Consider the following 20207-nt stretch of genomic DNA (forward strand, 5'->3'; position numbering starts at 1 on the left):
GCCGACGGGGCCGACGGGGCTGGGCCGGGTCACGAGGCCTCCCCGGTGGGCTGGTCGGCCGCTGCGGCGAGCAGCGGCAGGTAGTGGTGCAGGTAGGGCGGGACCTTCAGATCGAGCACCTCGTCGAAGGGCACCATGCGCACGGCCAGGCCCTCGTCACCGAGCCGCAGGTCGCTCTCGGGGCCGTCCCGGACGGCGTGCAGGACGCGGGTGAGCGGGAGGCCGAGGTCCTGGTGCGGGCCGGGGAGGGTCCGCAGCCCGGTGATCTCGACGCCGGCCTCCTCGCGGACCTCGCGCACCGCGCTCTCCTCGGCGTTCTCGTCCCCCTCGCGCCAGCCGCCGATCGGAGTCCAGTAGCCGGGCCAGGCCATGCCCGGCCTGTCTTCGCGCAGGTGCATCAGCAGTCGACCCGCGCGGTCGGTGACGAAGACCAGGACGCCCTCGAAGTCGTCGCCATCCGGGGCGGGGCGCTCCAGGTAGAGCGGGACGCCGCAGCGGTGGGCGCGCAGCACCTGCCGGAGCCGCTGGTAGTGGACGGGGGTCATCCGGGAGCGCCAGTCGTGGGCCGTCTCGAACCGGAACTCGGTGTGCTCGGCCGGATCGAGCCGGATCCGGGCCTGCTGCTCCACGGTCAGCGTGCCGCCGTCGAACACGTAGCCGGCGACCGGGACCGGGTAGTCGGCGTCGGCCTGCGTGTGGATCACGGCGACCAGGCGCCGCCGGAGCACCTGCGGGTTCTCCGCGGCCAGGTCCAGGCCCAGCTCCTCCCGGGCTTCGCGCAGCGCGGCGTCGAAGGGGCTCTCGCCGTGCTCGACGTTGCCGCCGGGCATGTTCCACACGCTCGGGTCGACGGTCGAGCGCATCCCGAGGACGCGGCCGGCGGGGTCGGTGACCAGGAAGGAGCCGTAGGCGCTGGGCCGGGCGATGGTGGTCAGGTAGCCGCCGACCGGCCGCCAGCCCGGGATCGCCAGGCGGCCGGTCAGCCACTCGATCACCGCGCGTTGGCCGTCGCTGGTCGTGGGCAGCCGGTCCGCTGGAGCCCACTGGTGGGAGTCGTGGTCGCCGGAGAGGACGACCGGGGTGCCCTCCGGAACGACGGTGGCGAAGACGAACTGCCGCACGCGCCGGCCGTTCGGGTCGGTGAGGTGCAGGCTCCGCGCGTACTCCAGCGGCAGCCCGGCAAGCCCGGTCTGCTCGGCCAGTTCCCGCGCCGCGCCCGCCGCCACGGGCTCGCCGTCCTCGTGGCCGCCGCCCGGGTACTCCCACAGGCCGGGCAGGACGTCGTGCGCGGCCCGGCGGATCATCAGGATCCGGCCGCAGGTGTCGCGGACCACCACGCCGACGCCGATCCGTTCGGCGCCCTCGCGGAAGGCGAGGCCGGTCAGCATGTCGAAGTCGATCACCGGGTGGGCTCCTCGGTCTCTCGGGCGGGTGTGTTCCGCCGGTCGGTGCCGGTCTTCGCCGCAGCTCCTCCGAACACCGTCGGCGCGCGGGCGCGCAAGTGTGCTGGAAGAAGGCGATCCGACGTCCAAGTTTCTTTCTGCGGAGCTGAGTTAAGGAACCTCCTAGAGGTTGGCGGTCTCCGATGATGGTGCTGTTCGAGCGCGGCGTTCAAGCGGATTACCTCCGGGCGAGCCCGGGTCGAACGGGGAGGTTTCGAGCACCTCCGGGCGCGGCCGAGGGCGTCCTCCAACTGGCCACGGACGGGCTCGTACAGGTGCGGAGCCCAGCGCGCAGGCGGCGAGAGCCTGTTCGAGCCCGGCTGTCAGACCGGGTTCGAGGCGGTCACGGACGCCCGGGCAGCCGAGGAGGTCAGGCAGCGCGTAGCCGTCGCCGGATTCACCCGTTCGGATGATCGTCGAGCGCCGGCCGTCCACCTCCGCACCGTGGCGCAGTGCAAGGGGCAAGCAGGGCGAGGGGGCCGGCGATGCCGTGTGCTTCCCTGTCGAGTTCTTCTGTTCATTCATCAGGGCCCCGGACCAACGGATGCGGAGCGATCGGTCCCGGCTTCCCGCAGTGCCGGTTCCTCGTCGTCTGCCTGTCGGGCCCGGGGCCGGTCTCACGGACCGTGCATGGCAGACTGCGTCCCCGTGATCGATGAATTCGCCAAGGAGTACTTGCACAGTGATCTGCGCGATGTCCGGGAGGCGCTGGTCTGGAAGCTCGACGGGCTGTCCGAATACGACGTCCGCCGACCTCTGACCGGCTCGGGCACGAGCCTCCTCGGACTGGTCAAGCACCTCACGAACATCGAGTACCGGTACTTCGGCAACGTCCTCGGCCGCCCGTGCCCGGAGCCGCTGGGTCGGTGGGACGACGAGCGGCTCTGGGCCGAGGCGATGTGGGTGACCGAGCACGAGACCCGCGAGGAGATCGTCGGCCGGTACCGCCGGGTCGCGGAGCACTCCGACGCGACGATCGACGCCCTCACCGTCGAGGCACCGGGCTACGTGCCCTGGTGGCCCCGTCCGAACGTCACATTGTTCAGCGTCCTGGTGCACGTGCTCACCGAGACCAACCGGCACGCCGGGCACGCCGACATCCTGCGCGAGCACCTCGACGGCGCCACCGGGACCGAGGCGAGCCACGCGAATTCGCAGCCCGACGCCGCGTTCCGGCAGTCCCGGTTCGCCGAGGTCGAGCGGGCCGCCAGGGCGGCGGTGGGCACACCCTGACGAGCCTAAGCGGGCGTTTGGAGAGCTCTACTCCTGTGACGACATCCACGAAGCCTTCCTCACTCGCGGATGCGCACTCATCTGCTGGCGGCGGCTTGTCTCCCTACCTTGACAGCATCGGAACCCAGTGATCCATCACCTGGCACAGGCACAGGCGCTGACGATGGTCGGCAATCCAGTGGTCAGCACGGATCCGGCCAGACGCCCCGCTCGGACAGGTGGAGCACGAGGGCGGCGATGTTCCAGGCGTCGTCCTCGCCGCTGTGGTGACGGCCTTCGAGTCGCCGTCCGGCGAGCTCCAGGGCCTTCGCCATGCCGGGGCGTTTGCGCAGGCCGTATGCCTCGGTGAAGGTCGTTTTGGCGTTGGTGTGGTGCCGGCCGAAGGGATACGGCGTCCCGGTGGCCTGGCACTGCCGGGTGAACTGGTTGCGGTCGTAGTCGCCCCAACTGGCCCACGGGCGTGCCCCGGCGTGGTGTTCGGCCGCCAGGAGCCGGCACGCTTCGGCGAAGCCGACCCCTGTGTCGACCTCGTGCTGGGTGAGGCCGGTCAGTTCCGTGCAGAACTCGCTGACCGTGGATCGGGCGGGCCGCACCAGGATCCGGTGGCGGGCGAGGCGTTCGCCGGCGTCCAGATCGACGACGGTCAGTCCGATCTCGATGATCTCGCTGACCGCTCCCCGCGGTTGGCCGCCGGCCCAGCAGGTTGCTTCGACGTCCACGACGTTCAGGAGGCGCTCGGCCCCGGTGCTGTCCATGGCGGGAAGCGTAGGGAGGAGCGGCGGCCGCGGCACCTGGTTTTGCCTGCCGGGGTGCGGGTGCGCCGCGGCCCCGCACCCCCGGGTACGGACGGCGGTTGCGGCAGGTCGAGACCAGCCGGGACGGAGCGACGCCGAGGTGCTCGCCCGGCTGCGACGGCGGCGACGGCGGCGCGGCGACCGTGATCCGCTCGGTTTCGGTCTCGCCGAGATCGCTCCGCTGGTGGCCCCGCTGCTGTGGCTGACCCTGGACCGGGCCCGCGAGAAGCTCGCCGAGAACCTGGTGGAGGTCGCCTCGCGCGGATCGTCGGCGCTGTGGCGGCGGGTACGGCGGCGGGTACGGCGGCGCGCCGGTCGGCTCCCGACGTCATCCCGCCACTGGCCCGTGATCAGCATCGTTTGGTCCACCGCATGGTGCTCGACGCGGCCGGGGAAGCCGGGCTCTCCCCGGACCTGGGGCGGCGGATCGCCGACGGCGTGGTGGCCGGTCTCGCACTGGCCGACCCGGACGAACAGCCGGACGAACGGCCGGACGAGACGGCGGAGGGCGGCCCGGGCCACGTGTCGGGGGAACGATGACCGGTGCCGGGCCGCGCCCGGCCGCCTGTCCCGGCTCCAGCCCGCCGCGTTGCACCGCTGACCCGTGAGAACACCCGCGTTCCGGGCCGGAAGGAGCGTCCGGACCACCTGGCACGAGCCCGCTTGCCGGCCCTGGGCCCGGCGATCGGCCACCACGGCCCCGCGCCCTCGTGGGCGCGGGGCCGGCTGTTGCGCGGCGGTCCTCAGTGCACGAGGAGGGCCTTGACGCCCGAGAGCACCTGGATCAGCTGGTACCGCCCGTCGCCGGGGCCGCAGGAGGGCTTGGTGTCGGGGGTGTTGGAGATGTTCGTCCCGGCCTTGAAGCGTCCGTCTCCGCTCGGGGCGAAGGTCGTGAGGTGGTCGCGGTAACCGTCGAAGTAGTACATGCACTGGTGCAGGTTCAGGTACCGCCCGGTGGTCAGGTCCAGGGCTGTGGCGCTCGACAGCAGGGGGATGGGGTGGTCGGTGCCTCCGCCGCCGCAGCTGACGGTGGTGTCAGGGGAGTTGGAGATGTTGGTGCCGGCGACGAACTTGACATCGGTGGTCCCCACCACCGTGGTGAGGTGGTCCTGGTCGAAGTCGCTCCAGAAGATGCACTGGTGCAGGTTCAGGTAGTGCCCGGACGCCAGGTCGTAGGGTTCGGCGGCCGTGTAGACGTTGGGCTCGTAGCGCCCGTCCCCGGGGCCGCAGACGGCGGCGGGGACGGGGGTGTCGGAGACGTCCGTTCCGGCCCTGAACCGCCCGTCCAGGCTCGGGACCAGGGTTGTCATGAGGTCGAAGTTGCTCGCCCCGAGCGGGCTGTTGTAGACGCACTGGTGCAGGTTGAGGTACCGGCCGGCCGGGGGCTGCGAAGCGATGGGGGTGGGGCCGGCTGCGGCGGGAGCCGGACCGGCCAGTGCAGCGACGGACAGGGCGGCGGCTACGAGCGCAGCGGAGCGCGGGGCGAGGCTCATGGGGATTCTCCGTGACGGGGCGCGGCCACCTCGGGCGAGCAGCCGTCACGCAGGAGGCTTCCCAGGGCGCAGCGGCCCGGGGCGCCACGCTTGTGGAACTTCACCTGAAACGACCGGGCGGCGGGGGTGGTGAATCTCGTCCCGGGCCGCTGGTGAGTTTCGCCTCGGCTCCGGTGAGTTTCGGGTGTTGCCGCAGGTCAGGGGCTGGTGAGAACCCTTCACGCTACGCCGTCCGGGTGATGGCGGGATTCGGCACCTCGGCGCGGTGGGCAGAGCCCGCGGCATGACGACACCTTCGCGGTGCCGCCCGGCCGCTCCCCATGACGGACCTCGTCGTGGCGGGTCTACTGCGTGCTGGGCGAGTATGCGAGCTGCAGGCGTGGTGCTGGCGGCAGCGGTGTAGGCGCTCCCGTCTCCGGTGCGGCGCGGAACGCCTCGATCACGTAGGCAGCGAAGCGGCGAGAGGACGTGAGCAGGGCGGCACGCGGCGCGTCTTGGAGGCCCCGGTGGGCCATGAGCATGAGGATCAGGTCGTCGACGACGAAGCCGGGGCGGAGCTGGCCGGTGTCCTGGGCGCGGCGGGTCAGTTCGGCAACCCCGCGCGAAGTCCGCTCTCGGTCGGCGGCGAAGTCCATGGCCTCGGGGAAGGCTGTCATGAAGGCGTCGGCGAATCCCCGGCTGTGTGCGTGGAGTTCGCAGATGCGCTCGACCAGGCTCCGGAATCCGTGCCACGGGTCCGGGTCTGCGAGGGCGTCGCGGACGGTGGCGTGGCAGGCTCGCCGCTGCTCGGCGAAGGTCTCCACGATCAGTGCCTGCTTGGTCGGGAAGTGCCGGTACAGCGTGGCGGGGCCGACGCCTGCCTGCCGGGCGACCTCGCGCATGGGCGCGTTCAGGCCCTCCTCGCTGAACACCGCGCGGGCGGCGTCCAGGATGCGGGCCCGGTTGTCGCGGGCGTCGGAGCGCGCGATGTGAGGCAAACGGTCGGTCATGGCCTCTCACTTTAGCCAATTGGACGGGGGCGTCCGTTACGGTCCGATGGCGGTGGCGCCGCCCCGCCCCGGCACCCTGCTGATGGTGCCTCGGGCGGGGGAGCCGGGTTCGCCGCTCTCGGTCGCAGCAGTTGTGGCCCGTTCGTTCACCGGCCTAAGGAGCAGAGATGAAAGCTGTCGTGATCAGGGAGTTCGGAAATCCTGACGGTCTGGAGGTCGTCGACTTGCCCGTGCCCGTCCCTGCCCCGGGGCAGGTGCGGATCACCACGGAGGCCATCGGGGTAGGCGGCGTGGACGCCGTGATCCGCCGGGGAACGCTCGCCGCGTACGGCTTCCGGGAGGGCCATCTCCTGGGCAGCGAGGTGGCGGGTAGCGTCACCGCGGTGGGAGAGGGCGTGGACGCTTCGTGGACGGGGCGGCGGGTGTGGGCGTTCACCGGCCTGTCCGGCGGGTATGCCGAGCAGGCCGTCGCCTCGGTCGAGGACGTCCTTCTGCTGCCTGACGGCCTGACCGGCGCGGACGCGGTGACTCTCGGCGGTTCCGGTGTGGTCGCCCACTTCGCCCTGGACCGCGCTCGTTTCGCGCCCGGCGAGACGGTGCTCGTGCGCGGTGCGGCGGGCAGCATCGGGATCACGGCGGTCCAGCTTGCAGCCAAGGGCGGTGCGGGCGCGGTGGCGGTCACCACCTCATCGGCGGAGCGTGGCACCCGCCTGCGGGACCTGGGCGCGACCCATGTCCTCGACCGCTCCGGCGAGGGCGGCTCGGACGCACCGGCGGGTTTCGACGTGGTGATCGATGTCGTGGGGGGTCCTCAGCTTTCCCTGTTCCTGGACCGGTTGAACCCGAACGGGAGGTATGTGGCTGTCGGCGTGGTCGGCGGGCAGCCGCCGGCGGACTTCGGCATGCGGCTGATGGACGCCTTCCGCAAGTCGCTGTCGTTCGCCACCTTCAGCTCCGACACCGTGCCCGGCTCCGACAGGCAGGCGGTGCGGTCGTCCCAGTTCGATGATGCCGCGCACGGGGACCTGCGCACGGTCGTGCACGAGGTGCTGCCGCTGGACCAAGCGGTGCTGGCTCACCGAGCAATGGACGCGGGCAAGGTATTCGGCAGGGTCGTGCTGGCGCCCTGAGCCGGGGCAGGAACGGTGTTCGCGGCGCACTACCGCAGCAAGGCCGACCTGGTCCGCGCCGGCGGGTGACTCCCGTTGAGGGGCTGGTGTGCGGGGTCGGCCGTACCCGGGCGTTTCCGTCCGGGTGTCCGGGGTGTGCCGCCGTGTTGTGTCCCGACCTGGATGGCCTGTGGGTGAAGAGTCATGAGTTCGTGTCGGATGGTTCCGGGCTGGGTGGTACGGTCCCGACCACAGGTCTAGACAAGTCAATGATCGTTCGGTGAGGGGAAGTTCGTTGCGTCGCTCTGCTTCTGCTGCTCTGTCCACAGTCGTATCCATCACGTTGCTCTCGGGGTTCTGGGCCGCTTCCCCGGCCCAGGCGGCCGTCTCGGGGACGGCACCCGCCGACTTCACCGGCACGGTGTCCCTCAACTCCACCGGTACGGTCGACAGCGAGGCGGTTGTGACCCTCTCGGGTACCTACCGCTGCTCAGGGCCTTCTTCCTACGCCGTCGTCAACAGCTCGGTGGGGGACAGGGTCGCCATCAGCACATCTGTCATCTGTGACGGTGCCGAACACGTGTGGGTCAACCATGGCAGGCCCAACCCGGGGCCTCTTGTGAGGGTCGGTCAGGCCGAGGTCACCACGCGCTTGCAGCGGTGGGAAACAGGGAGCAATGGCTTCCCGCGCATTGTCACGCTCGCGGTCGATCGGAAGAGCGTCGATCTGCAGGCTGCTGCGCAGTGACGCAGGGCCCGGCGGGACGCGGGACGGGCTCGTGCTCGTCGTGACGTGACCGCGGACGACCTGGTGGGGGAGCACCGGCGTGTGGAGGGCGGACATCGGCAGGCAGAGCCCGTTCTCCGCGGAGTCCCACGAGCCCGGCCCGAAACGCCTCGCCCAGCCGCCCCGATCCGCTCGTCTTCCGGGGAGCCGCCAGGACAATGGCCAAGTCCATCCCGGCCGTGGTCGCCGCCGACCGCCTCCCGGAGATGACCGACGGGCAGAGCCGGGCGGTGGCCGAGGCCACCAGCGCCGGCAGCGCCCAGCCGATCCGCACCGCCGGCACCCTGAGCTGCGCCCCGCGGCAATGGCTGGGTCCCCCGCGCTCGTCGGCGTGGGGTACCCGGCCACCAGCGTATCGGCGGGTATCCGCTACCCCCGGCCGGACGGCCGCACCCTGTGGTGCCCCACCGCCGCCGGACGCCGCGGCACCGCCACCACGCTTCAGTCCGGAACCGAACTCGCCGCGCTACGCCCGGACCAGCCGAGGACACCGGCGGCGTACTGCGAGCACGCGCTCGACGTCGCCGCCAGCGCCGGTCTCGTCATGGCGGACGACGGGCTGAGTCGGCTGCGGCCCGGGGCGCTCGACTTCCGCATCGTCCTGGTGATCCCGGCCTCGACCGTGCAGGGCCTGGCGCCTGGCATACGCGGGCTGGTGGACGGCGCCGTTCGTGGTCTGGCTCGTGGTCCTGGTCCTGGTCCTCGGCCGGATGCCGCAGCCGCTGTACGAGGCGACGGTCGCGGTCCTGCGCTACCGGATGCGCTACACCGCCTACCTGACGATGCTTTCGTCGGCCTGCCCCAAGCGCATGTTCGGCGAGGAGCCGGGCAGCGAACCGGAGGGCCCGGCGTCGGCCACCCGTCCGCTGGACCTCGGCGGCGTCGGGCGCGGCCTGCTCGTCCTCTTCCTCCTCCTCGGCGTGGCCTCCTGGGCGACGGGGTCGGTCACCGCCTCGGTGAACTCGGACGACGACTTCGACAACGACGAGGTCACCAACCCCACCCAGAGCGTCCTCGGGCCCCTCGTCCCGGGCCTCGCCGACCGCGTGCCACAGGGCCCGCCCGCCGCCGGCTGCGCCGAGGGACGGCTTCCCGTGGGGGGCCGGTCACAGGGGCACGGCTCCCTGTGACCGGCCGGTGGGTTCAGTTGATGTGGAGCGTCGTGACGGTGCCGTAGTTCTTGGTGATGGCCTGGTTCTTGCCGAAGGTGTGGCGGTAGAGGGAGCCGTCTCCGGGCTCGTACTCGAAGTACCCGGCGTTGTTGCCGCTGCTGAAACTCGTGACCGACCTCTGGTCGATCCAGATGTCGCCGGCGTTCGCGAAGCACCTCCTGAAACCGGTGCCGTTGTCGTTGGTGATGCCGATGGTGAAGTAGTCGCTGGCAAACAGGCATTCGGCGAAGTTGACCTCGTTGGTCGCGTGGGCGGGCACGGTGCCGACGGCCAGAGCCATCATGGCGACCCCTGCGGCCACGGCGATTCGTCGCTTCAGCATGACGCAAACTCCCTGGTGTGTGAGGTGGGGCATGCGAGTCGAACTGAAGGGACACTAACAAGAGGTGTTGAGGTCGCAACCTGGTGTAACGATTTTCGGACATCATTCCAATTGCCGGGAATTTTGCGGGACTTTGCTGAGCCGAATTCCACACCTGTCACACCTGCCACACCTGTCACACGGACCCGCATGGCCGTCCGGGCCGGGCCGATTTGCTCCTCAAAGGAAGGCGACGGCGGGTCGTTTCGTCTACGGACCTGCTCGCCGTGCTGCGCCTGGGCGCCGCCGCCGCGGATGCCAACGGCGCCTTGGAGGTGTTCACTATCGGGTACCAGTCGTCGGTCCTGGCGCGGATCCACCAGGCGGGCCCGGACGGGTCGTGGTCGGCGCCCGAGCTCTTCGGCCCCGCCGGGGGCTGACCGCCGGCGGGCCCCGCGTGACGGAGCCGGGGAACGAGGCCCGGGGCCGGCCACCGCCACCGTTGCCGCCGTCTGGCCGTCTGGCCATCGCCTCCGATCTGTCGGGGCGCTGCTGGAAGGACACCGGGGAGTACGCCCGGCTGCGCCGTCTCGGTGTGGTCGACGACTGCGGGGGCTGTCAGGTCGGGCGGGCCCGGGGCCGGGCGTTCGGCATGCTGGAGGAGCGCATCGGTCCGTTCGCCGGCGGCTGGCCGGCCGGCTTGGGCGCCGGATCCGTCCTGGCCGTTGCCGACGTTGCCGCCCGGCGTCGACGGGGCGGCCTTGGCGGTGACCCCGTACGGCCGTGACGAGCGGCGCGCTCGTGGGCGGTGACGGCCTGGGGAATCCCCCGGACCGGCGCAGGGGCGGCCGACGGGCCGATCGGCGACGAGCCGATCGGCCGCGAGTCGTCGCCCGGTGGGTGGACACGTCGGTCCACCCACCGGCTCGCCGACACTCCTGGTTCTGCGCCGGTCCGGGCGTCGTGGTCGCCCGCGTCCGTGCGTGGACGGGGGTGGGGTGTGTGCTCAGCCAGCCGCGCGGTAGGCGGTCCCCACCCGGTTGGGGGTCGCCCGGTTGTAGAGGCCGGTGCCGCCACGGTCCGCGGAGAGGGTGAACCACGCGTAGCGCTCGACGAAGGGGAGTCCCTGGAGCATGGCGGTCGACTTCGTCACGAACGCGGCCTGTTGTTCCGGTGTCGGGTACCTCGGGGTGCCGCTGGAGAAGTCGATCAGGGCGTACTCGGTGAGCCAGATCGGCTTCTTGTAGCGGTTGTACACGGCTTGGAGGTAGCTGCGCAGTTGACCGGTCGCGGCGTCGGCGCGGAAGTCCGAGCCGTACCAGTGCAGGGGGATGAAGTCGACCTTGTCGTGGCGGGCGGCGGCGCCCTTCATGAACTGGTCGAGCCAGCCGCCCGCGGCGTCGCCGCCGCCCGCCACCGCGGGTGCGCCCAGGCGCATCCCGGTCGACTGGAGCCGGGGCCACAGGTCGAGGGCCCTGGTCACGCTCATGTTGGCCTGTGCCGGCAGGTCGGGTTCGTTGAATCCGAGCAGGGTCGTGCCTTCCTGCCTGGCTGTTCGCAGTTGTGCGTCGGTCACCGAGCCCGCGCCCCAGATCATGGGGACGAACTCGACGCCGGCGGGCGGTTTGATCTGTTGGCGGTCCGAGGCCCAGGTGTAGAACCAGCCGGCCCTGGAGTCGGTCAGCGCCTTGGTGACGTCGGTGAAGTTCCAGGCGCTCACGCCCTTCTTCTTCGCCGGGGCGGCGGTCGCGTCGGCCGTACTGCCGACGGTGAGGCAGGTGAGTACCGCGAGCAGGGCGGTGAACAGGCGCATTCGGCGTGGCAAGGCGTTCCTCTCTTCGGTCGCGCGGTCGCGGTCGTGACGGGGCCGCGGTGGCCCTGGAGTCTGGGGGCCGGGGTCCGGGGCGGGTGGCTCACGCGGTGGGGCCGAAGGTGACGGTGAAGCCGCTGCAGCGGCTGCACTGCTGCATCACCTTGTTGCCCGGCGTCTGGTCCTGCTTGGACCACGTGTAGGCCTTGGGACACTTCGCGCTGAGCGCGCGGCTGTAGCTGCTGGGGGTGTCCCGGCTGGGGTTGGTGCACAGCATCGGCTTGCCGTCCGGCCCGCGCGTCAGGTCGGCGGGCGGGCAGTAGGGCAGCAGGTTCGCTGCGCAGCCCCGTGTGTCGCAGCCTCCGCCGGCGGGGGTCGTGGCGTTCACCGGAGTGATCGTGATCGGCAGCGAGAACGCGTTTACGTAGCTCACGTCGTACCAGGGGGCGGCGCCGTCCTTGGCGTCGAAGTTGAACTCCGCGAGGCTGGCGGGTTGTTCGCCGGTCGTGCAGTGGTCGGCGGCCGGGCCGCAGTCGGCCACCTGGCAGTGGAAGGTGCTGCCGGGGGTCCCGCCGCATCCTTGGCGTGCGAAGAACTTCCCACGCCAGTGGAACGGGGCGGCGCTCTCGGGGATCGTCACCGTCGCCGACTGGCCGGGAGCCAGGACCGGTAGCCGGGTGAACTGTTTCGACCCGTCGGCGTTGACGCCGCTTCCGATCCACAGCTTCTGCGACGAGTGGTTCACGAACGTCACCGTGTGGTTGACCGCGGCGGCCGCGACCGTCGCGGTGCGGGCCGGCGCTGCCACACCCGTGACGGTCGCGCCCGTCGCCGCGCCCGTCGCCGCGCTCGCGCTCGGCAGTACCGCGGTCAGTGCGGCGGCGGCCGCCGCGACGAACAGTCTGGTCAGGAATCCGCGCATGACTTCTCCGTTCCGTTCAGCAGGTCAGGTTGGTGCCGGGGGAGGTACCGAGGACGCGTGCGGACCGCTGGTACAGGTTGACCCTGTCCTGTATCTCGGCGGTGTTCCTGCCGTCGCACTCCACGGCGCCGTTGATGCTGCGGATCGTCTGGCCGAATCCGGCCCCGGTGACGATCGCGTGGTGGGTCGTCATGGAGCCGGGGCCGGACTGGGTGTTCCAGTGCCAGAGCGCGCTCTTCCACGCGATCCGGGGGTTGGTCCGGAGCCGGTCGATGTGCAGGGCGTCCCCCGTCGTTTTGCAGGTGGAGTTCCAGCTGAGTTGGAGCGGCCCTCGTCCGTGGTAGGCCGTGCGTCCCGCCGGACACTCGTAGGGGCGGGCGGTGTCGCAGTACGTCGGGTAGTTGGCGGTGTTCTGCTCCACGACGTGGCGCAGGCCGCCGGTCTCATGGCTGGCGTTCGACAGGAAGGCCGCGGCCTCCCGCCGCTTGAGCGCGTCGTTGCCGGTGTGTGCGAAGCCGGGGTAGGCGCTCATCGCGCCGACCGGTGCGTCGTAGGTGTGGAACCGGTCCCTGTTCGGGGACATCCGGTCGGACTGGGCCTTGTCCATGACGAAGCCGGCCCGGTCCGCCGCTGTCGCGTGTGCCGGTCCGGCCGTCGGCAGGCCGGTGGCGTGGGCACAGGTGGGCAGGGCGGTCGCCGATACGGCCGCCGCCGCGGCGGCGATCCTCGGGGCTGTGCGTCGAGGGGACACGCGGGGCCTTCCTCCCGTTGCGCAGTGCGGGACATTGGGTCCGCCGGTCTCCTGCTCCCACCGGCGGGTGTGGTCGGGCCGTTCGGGCCGGCCTGGCCGTTCGGGTCGTTGGGGCCGGCCTGGCCGGCGCCGCGGTGGTGTGTCAGGAGCAGGTCTTGTCCGGGTGGTCATGGGTGATGGCGCAGATCATCGCCTGTGCCCGGCCGTTGTTCGGGTACCTGCGCTGAAGCTCGTTCTTGAAGTCCTTCCACTGGCGTGCGATGTCCTTGACGGCGAGGTCGTAGGCGTGGTCGAAGTTGTGGGCGACGACCGAGCGGGGACTGTCCTTCGTGTCCTTGTTCAGGACCCCGTCATGAGTGGTGCGGCCCGTGCAGTTGGAAACCGTGCCGCTGTGGTCGCGGTCCGGATAGCAGCCCGTCGCCAGGTCGTGAGGGATGTGGCCGGTGGCGTCCTTGACCCAGTCCGCCCTGCTCATGGAGCTGTAACGACCGATGGAGAAGAACGCGGGCAGGTCGGTGCGCCCCAGGCCGGGAGGGTTCTTGACGCCGATGGCTCCCGGGCCGGCCTGGTCGACCCAGTTGCTGTGGGCGTAGAAGTCCTCGATCTGGTGCCAGCCGCGGCCCAGGTCTTCCAGCACCTCGCACTTCGCCCGTCCCGGCCGGTCGTTCCACGAGCAGGCCGGGGAGATGGAGGTCTGGGCGGCGATGACGCGCCCGTTCGCGTCGACCAGCCGGTCCGCGGCGGCCACGGCCCTCCTGACGTGGTCGATGGAGCCCTCGACGCAGTCGATGATCTCGGCGTTGGACTGCTCGCGGGTGCGGGGGTAGCGGCTGTCGTACCGGGGGTCGAGGTAGTCGGCGTTGTCGCAGTGGAGCTTGCCGATGCCGAAGTACTCGCCGTGGTCGTTGGCGACGATCGCGCCCGAGTTCCCGTCCGCCATCGCCGTCAGCGAGTTCGGGTGCCAGCCCCCCGGGCCCAGGGCGGCCCGGGTGATCTTCTCGTGGTTGCCCCCGCTGAAGGCGTGCGCCGGTGTCGCGGCACCGAGGGCGACGGCACACGCCATCGCGGCGCACGCGGCGCCGCAAGCGCGCAGGCGCCGCCGGCGGGAAACGGAGAGGGGATTCATGAGGCCTCCAGTCGCACGATGGACGTCTTCGGCAGGTGTGGGTGCGTCCGGGCACGGAGTCCCGTCCGTACTGCGTAGGCCATGGCGGACCCACGGCGGTACTTGGTGACGAAGCGTCATCAAGTCTGCACCCGTACGTTAGCCGCCGCGCCCACGAACCGACAGACCGTCAGATCGCCAATGCTCCAAGGACCTTAGGCCGCGCACTGCGGTGTCCCCGTGCCGCGAGGCCCCGGCGTCCGGCCCCGATCACGGGAACGGGCAGCACACCCCCGGGCCGCTTCCCGGGCCGGGCTCGTCCACCCGCGACCCGCCCCCGCCGACCCGCCCCCGCACCAAAACAGAGCAGAGATTCTGTACAGCCCCCTCCGCCAGCAGAACGTCAATTCTTCTTGACACAGGGCGTAGTGCCACGGCTCACCGACACACGCAAGGAACTCCGGCGCACCCAGATCACCGAGGCCGCCGTACGCCGCTTCAGCCGCAACGGCCTGGAGCGGACCTCGATCGCCGACATCACGGCCGAGTCCGGCCTCTCGGCCGGCTCGATCTACGCCCACTACCGCAGCAAGGCCGACCTGGTCCACGCCTCCGCCCACGCGCTGCTCGCCGAACGCGCCGAAGCCCTCGGCGAGTACACCGCGAGCGACAGCCCGCCCGACCCCGCCGAGGCCCGGGCCGGCGTGCAGACCTGGGACGAGGCGACCACCAACCCGGCCATCCGCCACATCGTCGCCGACACGGTCGACCGGATGCGCGCCCATCCAGGTAGTCAGCGGCCCGTCGAAGTCGACCGCGGCCAGCGGCCCCAGCCGCCGGCGCCCCACCCGCTCGCCCAGCCGTCGGCAAAACGCCCCGTCCGCCGGCAGCGCCCGGGGCCGCCCGGCCCCGCTGTCCCGCCACACCAACTCGGCCATCACCGGATCCAGCAGCGCATGCGCGACCTCCACCACCTTGGGGAGGACCGCCGCATCACGCGCCACCGCCCGCCAGTACCAGAAATCGCCGCCCGCGTCCCCGCCCGCCAGGGTGTGCAGCCGCGCCGGCCACCTCACCGCCCCCGTGCCCACTCCGGGCACGGGGGCCACGAGCTGCTCGCTGCCGTCCGCGGCCCGCCCCAGAGCCCTACTCACCACACGGCAGCAACGGCAGGAGCGCGATGACTTCCTCGACGAATTCCTTCGCGACAGGTTTCCCAAGCGTGGGCTCCGGCAGTGCCCCCGCCAGCGCAGACCTTCAAGGAGCAGATACGCCCCGAAACGTCGTGACCAACCCAGCCCGTCCATCAGAGCTGACTGCCAGATCCTCATCGCCGAACCGCCAGTGATGCACGGGTATGCGCTTAACTGAGCGGCATTGAGGCGGCCTTGAGGATCTCGCAGGACCGGCGAAGCTCGGTGTTCTCCTTGCGCAGAACGGCCAGCTCCTCCTTCTCCATGGTGGTCAGCCGGTCGTCACGCTCGCCCCGGTCCGCTTCGTCCTGACGGATCCAGTTCCGCAGGGCCTCGTGGTGAACTCCGAGATCGCGGGCCATCTGCCGGATCATGGGCTTCGGATCGGTAGCCTGGTACGCGGGAACAGCGCGCTGCCACAACTCGGGCGGGTATTTCATCGGTGCAGCCATGACAGAGACTCCCTTCTCATGGCCCATCAGGCCATGTCCGGCAACCTTCCGCACCTCGGGGGAACCTCAAGCCGGTGCGGGGTCTGCGTCCAGGCAGTGCCCGTTCCAGGCGTTCATGATTTGGCCCGTGTCGGTGAAATACCACTGCTGGTTCCTGGGCTGGTGGTCCCATCCTTGCCACGAGTAGCGGGTGATGGCGCTGCCGTTGCTGTCCTGCAGTACCGCGTCCAGGGTTCGCGCGTCGTAGGTGGCGGCCCCCGGTCCGACCGTTCACCGAGGCGAGGGCCCAATTCTGCCAGTCCGGCCCGTTGCAGTCCCACCCGTAGACCTGGCCGCCGTTCCAGGACTGACCGGGATGGAGCAGGTGCCACGGAATGTCCTTCTCCGCGCAGCGGTACTCGCCCCAACTGGTCTTGCCGATGGGGTAGCGCCGGGCAAGCTCGCGGACAGTGCCCCCCGACGTCACCTCCCGCACGAACCGGGCCAGGGCATCCTCCCCCTTGAACCGCCCCTGCGGACGTCCAGCACCAGCCACCCCGTGCCCCCTTGCCCTTGTCCGCGGCCAAACCGGATTGTCCGCTGCCCACTTGGCCATCGATCGGCCCCTTGTAGATGGACAATCAAACAGGCCGCACTGTGGAGTCTCCACCGGCTCTTCGGACAACTTGCAGGGTCCCGTGAAACAGCCGTCTGCGCGTATGGGCACGATCGGCTGAGCACGCCGGCGGAGTCCTCTCCGAGAGCGCGGCGCCAGGGGGATGGCCATACCGGGGCACGCTGCCAAGGAATCGGAACCGGATCACTCGGCAGGAAGCACGAAAGAGGGAGGCTCTAATGATCAAGCGAGCGGCAGGGGCGGTACTACCCGTTCTCGCGGCGACGATACTGCTGGCCGCCAGCCCGGCCAGTGCCGCTGGGACCGGCTGGTCGAGCTGCGACCGCGGCCTGTGCGACTACGCCTATGTGGAAGGCGCGATCGGGACAATCACCGATGACAGTGACGATGGCATCGGCGCGGGCCTGGATCTCTACCTCTCCAACGGTGAACCGCACGCCATCACCCTCGACGGCCTGGGATCAAAGGCGCGAACCTACAATTACCGCATCGTGCAGGCCAGGATTTGCAACTGGAACGGCAGTCGCCTCTCCTCGTGCGGCGTCTGGAAGCACTTCTAACCACTTGGGAACCCCGGCGTACCAGCGCCAGCTGGTGCGCCGGGGTGCGCCGGGGTGGGCCGGGGAGCGCCGCACCCACCCCGGCAGCAAACCGGATCAGCGCGAAACGCAGTCTTTGCGGCAGGCACGGCGGTGGCCGCCGCATGCACGGGCGGCTCGGCATGAGCGGCCCGACCACCCGTCACGGTAAACCGCGCATCTACTGCGGCGACGGGCAGCTCGGCCAGGAGCAGCACACGCGTTTTCGCAAGTGAGCGGATCCGGCCACCCTGGGGGCCGGCCTGTCGGCGGACCAATGGCAGCCTGCCCCCGGGATCGGAAACCCAGCTGGACCCGGTTCCGGATCCGAAACCGACTGCACGTCAATTCCTTCTATCCGCCTGATCATTGACGATACAGGAGCTCCCGGATGGCTGGTTCACGTACCCTTCGCCCGGCAGCAGCCCTGGCCGCCGCCGCGACGGCCGTCACCGTTCTGCTCGCCCAGGCACCCGCCGCGACGGCCGCCCCCACCCCGCTGGCCCCGTACCTTCTGCCCACCCCGCACCTTCCGCCGCTCCCCCCGGACGCCGCCGCCGTCCCCGGGGCAGCCGTGTACGTGGACCAGCACACCGCAACGGCGGGCACGCTGCTGACCGTCACCCTGTCCCTGACCAACACCGAGTCGACCGACATCAACTTCGTCTACGAGTTCCTTCAGGCGACCTGGCCCGAGAACCAGAACCAGAACGCCTACGCCGTCGTCTCCTGCACCGGCGACATCACCGACTGCACCCACACCGACAAGAACGCGGCGCTCCACCTCAACACGCCGATTCCCCCGGGAGCCACCCGTACCGTGAAGGTCGGCGTCCAGATTCCCGCGGACCTCTCCTGCCGCCAGCAGCTCAACCTCAACTGGGTGCCCTACATCTACTACGAGTTCAACAACGCGACCCAGGCGAAGGACCAGAACTGGCAACAAGGCCTGCCCGCACTGCAGACCACCATCCTCTGCCCCGCCCAACCCGCCTGACCGCCGCCCTGCACACCGCCGTCCCGGAACGGGAGTGTCATGAATTCGGCCCTGTCCCGTAATCGGTGGTACCGAAGGGGCGCCGGCATCGTTGGCATGGCGTGCTGGATGTCAACGAGCTTGCGAGTGTGGTGATTTCGGGGTTGTCGGCGCTGGTCATCGAGGACGTGGCAGATGAAGCCGGCTGGATCCGGGTGACAGCGCAGACCCGGGACGATCCGGCGCCGTGCCCCGCATGCGGGACGCCGACGGGGCGGGGTACGGGTTCCACGAGAGGGTGGTCGCGGACGTGCCAGTGGATGGACCGCGGGTCGTCGTCTCGGTGAGGTTGCGGCGACGGTGTGCCCGGTGCTCTGCTGCCCGCGGCAGACGTTCCGCGAGCAGATTCCCGGAGTCGTCGAGCGCTACCATCGCCGGACCAACCGCCTGGCCGACCAACCCGGCGAGGTCGTGCAGGAGTTACTGACTTCGGCGCTTCGGGGTGATTGGCCTGTTCGTGTAGCTGACTGACGGTCATTTGCGCGCTATGTCGTAGGTATGCGATATGTGGATGGGGGCGGGCTGACGGCGAAAGGTCGCCAGCGTCGCGAGGTGGTGCGGCTGGAGGCCGCCGGGTTGTTCGCCGATGGGCTGGGGCCGCCGGAGGTCGCCCGCAGGTTGGTGGCGGCCCTGGCCTCACGAGGGACGAGCGGCCGGCGTTGCAAGCTGTCTGCGCGCTGCCAGGAGAAGCTGGCCGCCTACCTTGAGCAGGGCCCGGCCGCTCACGGCTGGGACGAGGGCCAGGTGTGGACCGGCGCGCGGGTGGCGACGCTGATCGGCCGGAAGTTCCATGTGTGGCCTCGCGCAGCAGGGGCGCGGCCGTGCCCGTGGGTCACCGGCGCCCGCCACGCCTCGACCGGGTATCCGTTCGGGCCCGGCGCGCTCTCCAGCTCGGCGGCCGAAACGTCCGGCCGCTTGCGCGGCTTGGTCACCGTGTCCGGTCATAGAGGGTTTCCGGTTCATTATCGCGACCTTCCGGCCAACTCGTGGCGGGGCTGGTGGTTGCGTCGGCCATCGATGTTGACATAGACATATCAATGATGGAGAGGGGTGGATTATGGCGAAGCGGATGGGACTGGTGTCAGCGACCGTGATGCTGGCTGTGTCGGCCGCGCTCGTGGGGCCGGCCGTCGGCACAGCGGCGGCGACCTCCAGGACCGTTACGGACGTGACGAACGAGGCCACCTGGCGTCCAGGGACTCAGTTCGGGAACACCGTGCAGATTCATCGCTACACGAAGAGCGACGGGCACAACTACGTCGACAGCTGGCTCCAAGCACTCGACGGCAATACGGTTGCCTATTACTACGACCGTTCGTACAACGGCGGCAAGACATGGGACTCGTTCGTCAACCGGATCTACACCCAAACCGGCGCCTCCCTGCCTGAGAAGTACGACGACGGCGGTGTCTGGTACCGGGCGTGCGGCGCGAGCGAGTGGCTCGGAAGCCCCTACACAAACCCTCAGTGGACCTACAACATCGCCTGCACTGGTTGGTACTAGGGTCCGGCATCGAGCACAAGCGGACTGTCTCCTATATCGAGGCCGTGCCTGAACGCCGCTGCCAGCCGGGCACGGGGGCGGCCCACTTCCTGGAGCGCGCCTTGGACAGAGGAAGCCGGTTCCACGCACTAAAAACGCGAGGGACCGGCCATCCGCGCACAGCCCTGGTTCGGGGCCCCGCTCCGGGCTTCCCTGTCTCAGCACCGTCCCGGCAAGCCCGGTACGCCTGGTTTGCCGGGACGGCCCCACCTCAAGTGACAGCGTTTCGCGTCGGACCTGGGACAGGACACGGCGTCAGGGGCCCTCACGGAAGCGGATCAGCGGTGGGTGTTCCACGGCGTCGGGATCGGCCCGCGGGTCGTAGGCGGCCGGCCCGGCCTCCCGCGCGCGTTCGGCGATCCGCAGCCACTCCCGGTGGTCCGCCTCGGCGGTGAGTACCGACCGGTCGAACGTCTGGTCGTCCAGGGCCAGGCCCCTGACGTGGTGGAGCTGTTCCAGCGCCTTCGCCGCCGCCCCGGTCGATCTGGGTCGGCGTCATCCCGTCCGCGTCCCGGCACACCAGGGCGCGGTGGAAGTGGCCCGTGCCCGGATGGAGCTCCAGGCGCTCGTCCTGCGGGCGCAGCCAGCGGGCCGGGATGGTGTGGACGACCGTGCCGGGGAAGGCGACGGTGCGGCCGTCCGGGTCCCTGACGATGCCGGTGATCTCGTAAGCCGGTCACGGTCATCGTGATGCGCCGGCCGCGGACGAGGTGCAGTTGCATGTCGGCCAGTCACCTTGCGGCGCTCGTGACCGCCGGCTGTGCCGGGAGCCGTTGGGGGATGCTCGCGATGTAGGTCTCGCCGACCCCGATGTCCTCGGTGCGCATCCGTCTTCTCCTCGCCCGTGCCGGTATCCATCGTGCCCGCCCTGGTCTTCGTGG

At 70.5% G+C, this 20207-nt stretch carries 21 protein-coding genes and 1 pseudogene; 11 read left to right on the forward strand and 11 right to left on the reverse strand.

Going from position 1 to position 20207, the window contains the following annotated elements:
* Window positions 1–29: 29 nt before the first annotated feature.
* A complete protein-coding gene (locus tag ACFVHI_RS23020) occupies window positions 30–1403 on the reverse strand; it encodes an NUDIX domain-containing protein (protein ID WP_063351717.1) in 1374 nt (457 codons plus the stop codon).
* Window positions 1404–2090: 687 nt separating this feature from the next.
* Here ACFVHI_RS23020 and ACFVHI_RS23025 point away from each other — a divergent pair.
* A complete protein-coding gene (locus tag ACFVHI_RS23025) occupies window positions 2091–2675 on the forward strand; it encodes a DinB family protein (RefSeq protein WP_079136591.1) in 585 nt (194 codons plus the stop codon).
* 182 nt (window positions 2676–2857) lie between these two features.
* On the opposite strand, the gene ACFVHI_RS23030 is transcribed toward ACFVHI_RS23025, so the two are convergent.
* On the reverse strand, window positions 2858–3430 hold the full coding sequence (locus ACFVHI_RS23030; RefSeq protein ID WP_063351715.1) for a 3'-5' exonuclease: 573 nt from the start codon (window positions 3428–3430) through the stop codon (window positions 2858–2860).
* Between the two features lie 411 nt (window positions 3431–3841).
* Here ACFVHI_RS23030 and ACFVHI_RS23035 point away from each other — a divergent pair, with 411 nt between their 5' ends.
* Complete coding sequence (locus ACFVHI_RS23035; RefSeq protein WP_380342175.1) at window positions 3842–4009, forward strand: hypothetical protein; 168 nt, start codon at window positions 3842–3844, stop codon at window positions 4007–4009.
* Between the two features lie 203 nt (window positions 4010–4212).
* On the opposite strand, the gene ACFVHI_RS23040 is transcribed toward ACFVHI_RS23035, so the two are convergent.
* Entirely contained in the window at window positions 4213–4962 is a 750-nt protein-coding gene (locus tag ACFVHI_RS23040; protein ID WP_380342177.1) for a hypothetical protein, read from the reverse strand.
* A gap of 344 nt (window positions 4963–5306) precedes the next feature.
* Entirely contained in the window at window positions 5307–5951 is a 645-nt protein-coding gene (locus tag ACFVHI_RS23045; RefSeq protein WP_380342179.1) for a TetR/AcrR family transcriptional regulator, read from the reverse strand.
* Between the two features lie 167 nt (window positions 5952–6118).
* Between ACFVHI_RS23045 and ACFVHI_RS23050 the strand changes: the two genes are divergently transcribed.
* The 3 genes from ACFVHI_RS23050 to ACFVHI_RS23060 all read left to right on the forward strand — a co-directional run bounded on the left by ACFVHI_RS23050 (window position 6119) and on the right by ACFVHI_RS23060 (window position 8977).
* Complete coding sequence (locus ACFVHI_RS23050) at window positions 6119–7081, forward strand: zinc-dependent alcohol dehydrogenase family protein (RefSeq protein WP_380342182.1); 963 nt, start codon at window positions 6119–6121, stop codon at window positions 7079–7081.
* A gap of 400 nt (window positions 7082–7481) precedes the next feature.
* Window positions 7482–7808 carry a DUF6299 family protein gene (locus ACFVHI_RS23055; RefSeq protein WP_380342185.1) on the forward strand — a complete coding sequence of 109 codons (327 nt, stop codon included), beginning with the start codon at window positions 7482–7484 and terminating at the stop codon, window positions 7806–7808.
* A 710-nt stretch (window positions 7809–8518) separates the two neighbouring features.
* Window positions 8519–8977, forward strand: a complete 459-nt coding sequence (locus ACFVHI_RS23060) for a DUF4389 domain-containing protein (RefSeq protein ID WP_380342188.1) — start codon at window positions 8519–8521, stop codon at window positions 8975–8977.
* A 13-nt stretch (window positions 8978–8990) separates the two neighbouring features.
* On the opposite strand, the gene ACFVHI_RS23065 is transcribed toward ACFVHI_RS23060, so the two are convergent.
* The 5 genes from ACFVHI_RS23065 to ACFVHI_RS23085 all read right to left on the reverse strand — a co-directional run bounded on the left by ACFVHI_RS23065 (window position 8991) and on the right by ACFVHI_RS23085 (window position 13929).
* On the reverse strand, window positions 8991–9341 hold the full coding sequence (locus ACFVHI_RS23065; protein WP_063351706.1) for a beta/gamma crystallin domain-containing protein: 351 nt from the start codon (window positions 9339–9341) through the stop codon (window positions 8991–8993).
* Between the two features lie 985 nt (window positions 9342–10326).
* Window positions 10327–11145, reverse strand: coding sequence for a glycosyl hydrolase (locus tag ACFVHI_RS23070; RefSeq protein WP_380342192.1), 819 nt, complete (start codon window positions 11143–11145; stop codon window positions 10327–10329).
* An 88-nt stretch (window positions 11146–11233) separates the two neighbouring features.
* Window positions 11234–12052: a thaumatin family protein gene (locus ACFVHI_RS23075; protein ID WP_380342195.1), complete on the reverse strand. Its 819-nt coding sequence runs from the start codon at window positions 12050–12052 to the stop codon at window positions 11234–11236.
* A 16-nt stretch (window positions 12053–12068) separates the two neighbouring features.
* Entirely contained in the window at window positions 12069–12803 is a 735-nt protein-coding gene (locus ACFVHI_RS23080; RefSeq protein WP_380342198.1) for a chitinase, read from the reverse strand.
* A 142-nt stretch (window positions 12804–12945) separates the two neighbouring features.
* Window positions 12946–13929, reverse strand: a complete 984-nt coding sequence (locus tag ACFVHI_RS23085; protein WP_380342201.1) for a hypothetical protein — start codon at window positions 13927–13929, stop codon at window positions 12946–12948.
* A gap of 407 nt (window positions 13930–14336) precedes the next feature.
* Here ACFVHI_RS23085 and ACFVHI_RS23090 point away from each other — a divergent pair, with 407 nt between their 5' ends.
* Window positions 14337–15092, forward strand: coding sequence for a TetR/AcrR family transcriptional regulator (locus ACFVHI_RS23090; RefSeq protein ID WP_380342204.1), 756 nt, complete (start codon window positions 14337–14339; stop codon window positions 15090–15092).
* 179 nt (window positions 15093–15271) lie between these two features.
* Here the strand turns inward: ACFVHI_RS23090 and ACFVHI_RS23095 are convergent, their stop codons facing one another.
* Window positions 15272–15553, reverse strand: a complete 282-nt coding sequence (locus tag ACFVHI_RS23095; RefSeq protein ID WP_380342207.1) for a transposase — start codon at window positions 15551–15553, stop codon at window positions 15272–15274.
* 66 nt (window positions 15554–15619) lie between these two features.
* On the reverse strand, window positions 15620–15784 hold the full coding sequence (locus ACFVHI_RS23100) for a hypothetical protein (protein WP_380342254.1): 165 nt from the start codon (window positions 15782–15784) through the stop codon (window positions 15620–15622).
* Window positions 15785–16387: 603 nt separating this feature from the next.
* Here ACFVHI_RS23100 and ACFVHI_RS23105 point away from each other — a divergent pair.
* The 5 genes and pseudogenes from ACFVHI_RS23105 (at window position 16388) to ACFVHI_RS23125 (ending at window position 19287) form a co-directional block, all read left to right on the forward strand.
* The gene (locus tag ACFVHI_RS23105) at window positions 16388–16729 is read left to right on the forward strand and encodes a hypothetical protein (protein ID WP_331745277.1); all 342 of its coding nucleotides are present in this window, start codon (window positions 16388–16390) and stop codon (window positions 16727–16729) included.
* Between the two features lie 409 nt (window positions 16730–17138).
* Window positions 17139–17744: a hypothetical protein gene (locus tag ACFVHI_RS23110; protein ID WP_380342210.1), complete on the forward strand. Its 606-nt coding sequence runs from the start codon at window positions 17139–17141 to the stop codon at window positions 17742–17744.
* Window positions 17745–17875: 131 nt separating this feature from the next.
* Window positions 17876–18206 (forward strand): annotated as a pseudogene (locus ACFVHI_RS23115) (transposase family protein); the annotation flags it as partial.
* Between the two features lie 75 nt (window positions 18207–18281).
* A complete protein-coding gene (locus ACFVHI_RS23120) occupies window positions 18282–18812 on the forward strand; it encodes a hypothetical protein (protein ID WP_380342213.1) in 531 nt (176 codons plus the stop codon).
* A 28-nt stretch (window positions 18813–18840) separates the two neighbouring features.
* Window positions 18841–19287, forward strand: a complete 447-nt coding sequence (locus ACFVHI_RS23125; RefSeq protein ID WP_380342216.1) for a hypothetical protein — start codon at window positions 18841–18843, stop codon at window positions 19285–19287.
* Window positions 19288–20207: the final 920 nt, after the last annotated feature.

It is taken from the genome of Kitasatospora sp. NPDC127121 (genome assembly GCF_042677305.1).
In the GTDB taxonomy this organism is placed as follows: domain Bacteria; phylum Actinomycetota; class Actinomycetes; order Streptomycetales; family Streptomycetaceae; genus Kitasatospora.